This window comes from Xanthomonas sp. F1 (assembly GCF_014199855.1).
In genome coordinates, this window is sequence record NZ_JACHOK010000012.1 from 117,523 (window position 1) to 124,010 (window position 6,488).

The window sequence follows — 6,488 nt, forward strand, 5'->3', positions numbered from 1 at the left end:
CGGCGTCAGCCACGGTAGGGCTTGACCGGGAATGCCCCGCCGCGGCTGAAGCGGTTCCTACAAGACATCTCCCGGAGTATTGGAGTGCCCTTCACTCGCTCATCGAATACGCACGCTCGGCGCCAGCCGCCGCCCAGGCGGTGTTGGGCGTGGCCTGCAGGGTGAAGCGCAGTTCGCCGCCGGCCATGAGTTCCTCGTGGCGCAGGAATGCCCGATTCAACGGACGCCCATTGAGGGTGACACTGCCGACATAGGGATGCGCGTCGTCCAACCCATCGGCGATCACGGTGAAGCGCTTGCCGTTGGGCAGCGCCAGGGTGGCGCGTGGCACGAACGGGCGGCCGAGGATGTACTGGTTGCTGGCCGGCGCCACCGGGTAGAAGCCCAGCGCGGTGAACACGTACCAGGCCGACATCTGCCCCATGTCGTCGTTGCCGGCCAAGCCATCCGGCCGCGCCGCGTACTGGCTACGCATGATCTGCTGCAGCCGCGCCTGCGTGCGCCACGGTTGCCCGGCGTAGGCATACAGATAGGCGACGTGGTGGCTGGGTTCGTTGCCGTGCGCATACCAGCCGATCAGCCCGGTGATGTCCTCCATGTGCGCGAACACCTTGGGATCGACCTTGGCGTCGAACACCTGGTCCAGCCGCGCCAGCAGTTTGTCGTCGCCACCATGCGCGCGGGCCAGGGCGGCCACGTCCTGCGGCACGTACCAGGAGTACTGCCAGGCGTTGCCTTCGGTGTAGTCGCTGCCGTAGCCGCTGGCGTCCGGATCGAACGGGGCGCGGAAGCTGCCGTCGCGCTTGCGCGCGCGCATGAAGCCGGTGTCCGGGTCGAAGGCGTTGCGCCAGTTGCCGGCGCGCTTGGCGAAAGTGGCGGCGACCTCGGTGCGACCCATGTCCTGCGCCATCTGCGCGATGGTCCAGTCGTCGAAGGCGTACTCCAGGGTCTTGGAGGCGGCCTCGCCTTCTTCGTCGATCGGCACGTAGTCGAGTTCGCGGTACTGGGCGATGCCGTCGTAGGGGCCGTAGTCGGCGCTGGCCACCATGGCCTTGAGCGCGGCGTCGGTGTCGTAGCCGCGGATGCCCTTCATGTACGCATCGGCGATCACCGGCACCGCGTGGTAGCCGATCATGCACCAGGTCTCCAGGCCGTGGAACGCCCACACCGGCAGCACGCCGTAGGGGCTTTCGCGCTGGTGCGCGAGCAGCGAGTTGACGATGTCGTTGGTGCGTTGCGGCGGCTGCACGATGGTCAGCAGCGGGTGCAGCGCGCGGTAGGTGTCCCACAGCGAGAACGTCGAATAGTGGGTATAGCCCTGCGCCTGGTGCACGGCGTTGTCCGGCCCGCGGTAGCGGCCGTCACTGTCCATGAACAGGGTCGGGCCGAGCAGGCTGTGGTACAGCGCGGTGTAGAACTGGGTGCGCTGCATCGGCGGCGCGTCCACCTCCACCGCGCCCAGCGCCTGCGCCCATTGCGCACGCGCGGCACGGCGCACGCCGTCGAAATCCCAGCCCGGCACTTCGGCGTCGAGATTGGCGATGGCGCTGTCCTCGCTGACCGGCGAGATCGCCACCTTGACCAGCAGCGGCCCGCGCAGGGCGTCGCCGAAGTCGAAACTGCCCACCAGTTGCCGGCCTTCGATCTGCGCGCGCTGGGTGGGGTCGTTGTCGCCCGGCGGCGGGAAGCCCTTGTAGGGGATGTCCTGCTCGGTGTTGTGGAAGGCATGGCCGCGCATTGGCTGCGAAAAGCGCAGGGCGAAGTACAACTGCCGCCCCGGCGCCCAGCCGCGGGTCTCGCGGAAGCCGGTGACGGTGCCGTCGGCGCGCAGGCGCAACCGCGACCAACTGATCTTGCCCGGGTAGTCGTACAGGCTGGTGCGCAGGTCCAGCAGTACGTGCGCCGGCTGCCCGGCTGGATACGTGTAGCGGTGCACGCCGACACGCGCGCTGGCGGTGAGTTCGGCGCGCACCTTGTAGTCGTCCAGGGTCACCGCGTAGTAGCCCGGCTCGGCGCGCTCGTCGTCGTGGCGGAAGCGCGCGCTGTAGCCGCTGCCTGGCGTGTCCGGGTCGCCGCGCTCCAGCCGCACCGCGCCGCTGATCGGCATCAGCAGCACGTCGCCCAGGTCGGAGTGGCCGGTGCCGGAGAAATGCGTGTGCGAGAAACCGACCAGGCTGCGGTCGTCGTAGCGGTAGCCTGCCGCCCAGCCGTAGGCGTCCTTGCGCGGCTGGATGCGCGTGTCCGGGCTCAGCTGGACCATGCCGAACGGCACCGTGGCGCCGGGATAGGTGTGGCCCTCGCCGCCGGTGCCGATGAAAGGATCCACTGCGGCCACCGCGCGCTCGCCCACCTTGGCGTCAGGTGCAGCGACGGCGGGCGCGATCGGCCACAGCGCGGCCAGCAGCAGCGCGGCGGCGCCGCCCAGCCTCCTCGAGCTGCGCATGGCAGGCTCCCCGTATCGAATCGATCCAAACGGATAGCACAAAGCCACCGCAATGCCTTGCTGCACTGCAAAATGCGGATCGGATCACGACGGCGCAGGATGAGCGACCTTTTGAACCGGTCTAAACCACCGTGGCGCCGTCTCCCGCCGACAAACGCGTCACCGTGTCCGACATCGCCGCCGCCTGCGGCGTGTCGCGGGCGACCGTGTCGCTGGTGCTGCGCAACAGCCCGCTGGTGCACGCGGACACGCGCGCGCGGGTGGCCGCGGAAATCGCCCGCCAGGGCTACGTCTACCATCGCGGCGCGGCCAGCCTGCGCGGCCGCGCGTCCAATGCGGTGGCGCTGGTGGTCAACGACCTGGCCAATCCGTTCTTCGCCGAGTTCGCCGGCGGCGTCGACGCGGCGCTGGCCGAGGCCGGCTACGTGATGCTGATGGGCAGCACCGGCGAATCGCCGGAGCGCCAGCAGACCGTGCTGGCCTCGCTGATCGAGCACCACCCGGCGGCGATGATCCTCTCGCCCACCGAGAACACCGACGCGGCGCGGCTGCGCCAGCTGCTGGGGCCGCGCCTGCCGGTGCTGCTGTTCAACCGCGCGCTGGACGGCGACTGGCCGCTGCTGGCGCTGGACAACCGCCGCGGCGCGCGCCTGGCCACCGACCACCTGCTGGCGCAGGGTCACCGCGCCATCGCCTTCTTCGGCGGCCACCGCCAGTCCAGTTCCTGCGCCGAGCGCCGCGCCGGCTACCGCGAGGCGCTGGCCGCCGCCGGCATCGCGGTCGACCCGGCGTGGCTGATCGAATGCGCGCCGACCCGGCTGGAAGCCGCGCGCCAGGCCGGCGCGCTGTGCGCGCGCGACCCGCTGCCGACCGCGCTGGTCTGCTACAACGACGTGGTCGCACTCGGCCTGGCCAGCGGCCTGGCCGAACGCGGCCGCATCGCCGGCCGCGACTACGCGCTGATCGGCTTCGACGACATCCCCGAAGCCGCCGTCGCCACCCCGCCGCTGTCCACCGTCGCCGTCGCCCCGCGCGAGCGCGGCATGCAGGCCGCGCGCCTGGTGCTGGATGCGCTGCGCCACCGCCAGGCGCTGCCTGCGCTTACCATCGCCCCCGCCCGGCTGTGCCTGCGCGCCAGCAGCCGGGTCGCCCTCTCGCCCGTTCCCGGAGTCGCTGCATGAGCCGTCGCCCGCTGTCCAACACCGCCGCCATCGCGGTGGTCAGCATGATCTTCTTCACCTGGGGCGGCCTGACCAGCCTCAACGACGTGTTGATCCCGCATCTGAAAGCCGTGTTCCAGATGAACTACGCGCAGTCGATGCTCATCCAGTTCACCTTCTTCGGTGCTTACTTCCTGATGTCGGTACCGGCCGGCGCGGTAGTGTCGCGGACCGGCTACAAGGCCAGCATCGTCATCGGCCTGGTGGTGGCGGCGATCGGCGCGGCGATGTTCTACCCGGCCGCGCGCCTGCCCTCCTACCCGCTGTTCCTGACCGCGCTGTTCGTGCTGGCCAGCGGCATCACCCTGCTGCAGGTCGCGGCCAATCCGTACATCAGCCTGATCGGCGCGCCGGAGAAGGCGCCGAGCCGACTCAACTTCGCGCAGGCGCTGAACTCGCTGGGCACCACCGTGTTCCCGTGGCTGATCGGCCCGCTGATCCTGGCCGGCGCGGTGCTCGGCGCCGACCAGCTGGCGGCGATGAATCCCGCGCAGTTGTCCGCGTACCGCATCGAGCAGGCGCGCTCGGTGGAAATCCCCTACCTGATGCTGGCCGGCGGCCTGCTGTTGCTGGCGGTGTTCGTGCTGGTGATGCGGGTGCCGTCGCTGCGCGAGGACAACGACGCCAGCGCCGAATCGCACCACAGCTTCGCCGACGCGCTGCGCCACCCGCACCTGCTGTGGGGCGTGGTGGCGATCTTCATGTACGTGGGCGCGGAAGTGTCGATCGGCAGCTTCCTGATCAACTACATCTCCGGCCCCACCACTGGTGGCCTGACCGAAGCCGATGCCAGCCACTATCTGCCGTTCTACTGGGGCGGCGCGATGGTCGGCCGCTTCGCCGGCGCGGCGCTGCTGCAGTTCGTCCCGGCGCGCAAGCTGCTGGCGACCTTCGCCGGCATCGCCTCGCTGCTGCTGATCGCCACCATGCTCAGCACAGGCCACGTGGCGATGTGGAGCGTGATCGCGATCGGCCTGTTCAACTCGATCATGTTCCCGACCATCTTCACCGTGGCCATCGAGCGCCTGGGCGTGCTCACCAGCAAGGCCTCCAGCCTGCTCATCATGGGCATCGTCGGTGGCGCCCTGGTGCCGCTGGCGCAGGGCGCGCTGGCCGACGCCATCGGCATCCAGCACGCCTTCGTGATCCCGCTGCTGTGCTACGCCTACATCGTCTGGTACGGCCTGCGCGGTTCGCGCCTGTCGCCGGACCTGGCAGCGGCCGCGCCCACCGCCGCGCCGACCGCGCGCGTGATGCATTGATCCGCTGATCCGTTCCCGGCACGGCGGCAGAGCCGCCGCCGTGCACCTTGCTTTCCCTCCCTCACCCAGCTCGCCAGCCAACCGCATGAACCTGCCCGCCTCGCCCCTGCCCGACTTCGCCGACGCCGCCGTCCTGCGCGCGCACATCGCCGACACCATGGCCTTCTACCACCCGCGCGCGATCGACCCGGCGGGCGGTTTCTTCCACTACTTCCGCGACGACGGCAGCGTGTACGACGCCGGCCATCGCCACCTGGTCAGCAGTACCCGCTTCGTCTTCAACTACGCGATGGCGGCGATCGAGTTCGCCGACTCGGCGCTGGCCACCGAGTACCTGGACGCCGCGCGCCACGGCCTGCGCTACCTGCGCGAGGTGCACCGCGATACCGCCAGCGGCGGCTACGTGTGGACCCTGCGCGATGGCGTGGCCGAGGACCGCACCCAGCACGCCTACGGCGCGGCCTTCGTGCTGCTGGCCTACGCCACCGCGAAGAAGGCCGGCCTGGACACCGACGCGTGGATGGACGAGACCTGGCAACTGCTGGAAACCCGCTACTGGGATGCCGCCGCCGGCCTGTACCGCGACGAGGCCACCCCGGAGTGGACGTTCTCCAGCTACCGCGGCCAGAACGCCAACATGCACCTGTGCGAAGCGCTGATCGCCGCCTACGAGGCCAGCGCCGAGCAGCGCTACCTGCAGCGCGCGCTGCTGCTGGCCGACCACATCACCCGCCGTCAGGCGGCACTGGCCGGCGGCCTGGTGTGGGAGCACTACGACGCGAACTGGCAGGTGGACTGGGACTACAACCGCGACAACCCCAAGCACCTGTTCCGGCCGTGGGGCTTCCAGCCCGGCCACCAGGTCGAGTGGTCCAAGCTGCTGGTGCTGCTGCACGGGCACCTGCAGGCGGCCACCGGCACTGCGCCGGCGTGGCTGCTGCCGACCGCGCGCCACCTGTTCGACACCGCGCTGGCGCACGGCTGGGACGCGCAGCATGGCGGCATCGTCTACGGCTTCGCCTCCGGCACCGAAGACGCGCCGGTGGTCGGCGTGCCCGACGTGGCCGCGGCGCCGACCTACTTCTGCGACGACGACAAGTACTTCTGGGTGCAGGCCGAAGCGATCGCCGCCACCTCGCGGCTGCTGGCCGCCACCGGCGACGCCAGCTACCGTGCCGCCTACGACAAGCTGTGGGCGTACTCCTGGGAGTACCTGGTCGACCACCGCTACGGCGCCTGGTTCCGCATCCTCAGCCGCGACAACCGCAGCTACAGCGACGAGAAGAGCCCGGCCGGCAAGACCGACTACCACACCATGGGTGCCTGCCACGACGTGCTGGCGGTGATGCGCGGCAGCAAGGCGTTCGCGTAACGCCGACGCGGCAAGCAGGGCGCCGGCGATCCGGCGCCCCTACGTGTCGGTCGTAGGGGCGCTTCAGCCGCGCCCGGGCCTTCCCGGGAACGCCCGGTCGCGGCTGAAGCCGCTTGTGTCAAATGAGGGTTTATCGTTTTAGGTGAGAGCGGAGTGCGGCAGGCCGTTTAGCCGCAGTGCCAAGCGAGCAC

At 70.2% G+C, this 6,488-nt stretch carries 4 protein-coding genes; 3 read left to right on the forward strand and 1 reads right to left on the reverse strand.

What is annotated here, in order from left to right:
• Positions 1-91: 91 nt before the first annotated feature.
• Positions 92-2,443 (reverse strand): GH92 family glycosyl hydrolase, encoded by a 2,352-nt coding sequence (locus GGR71_RS19475; RefSeq protein ID WP_160961945.1) that lies wholly within the window; start codon positions 2,441-2,443, stop codon positions 92-94.
• A 131-nt stretch (positions 2,444-2,574) separates the two neighbouring features.
• Here GGR71_RS19475 and GGR71_RS19480 point away from each other — a divergent pair, with 131 nt between their 5' ends.
• From GGR71_RS19480 to GGR71_RS19490, 3 genes are all read left to right on the forward strand, one after another.
• Positions 2,575-3,624, forward strand: a complete 1,050-nt coding sequence (locus GGR71_RS19480) for a LacI family DNA-binding transcriptional regulator (RefSeq protein ID WP_184452235.1) — start codon at positions 2,575-2,577, stop codon at positions 3,622-3,624.
• A complete protein-coding gene (locus GGR71_RS19485; RefSeq protein ID WP_160961948.1) occupies positions 3,621-4,925 on the forward strand; it encodes a sugar MFS transporter in 1,305 nt (434 codons plus the stop codon). The genes GGR71_RS19480 and GGR71_RS19485 overlap by 4 nt, the downstream gene beginning before the upstream one ends.
• An 85-nt stretch (positions 4,926-5,010) precedes the next feature.
• Positions 5,011-6,297 carry an AGE family epimerase/isomerase gene (locus tag GGR71_RS19490; protein ID WP_160961950.1) on the forward strand — a complete coding sequence of 429 codons (1,287 nt, stop codon included), beginning with the start codon at positions 5,011-5,013 and terminating at the stop codon, positions 6,295-6,297.
• Positions 6,298-6,488 lie beyond the last annotated feature (191 nt).

Bases quoted from the DNA above. Each gene is read 5' to 3' on its own strand.
- GGR71_RS19490 (WP_160961950.1), top strand. From the start codon at position 5,011: ATGAACCTGCCCGCCTCGCCCCTGCCCGACTTCGCCGACGCCGCCGTC.
- GGR71_RS19485 (WP_160961948.1), top strand. From the start codon at position 3,621: ATGAGCCGTCGCCCGCTGTCCAACACCGCCGCCATCGCGGTGGTCAGC.
- GGR71_RS19475 (WP_160961945.1), bottom strand. From the start codon at position 2,443: ATGCGCAGCTCGAGGAGGCTGGGCGGCGCCGCCGCGCTGCTGCTGGCC.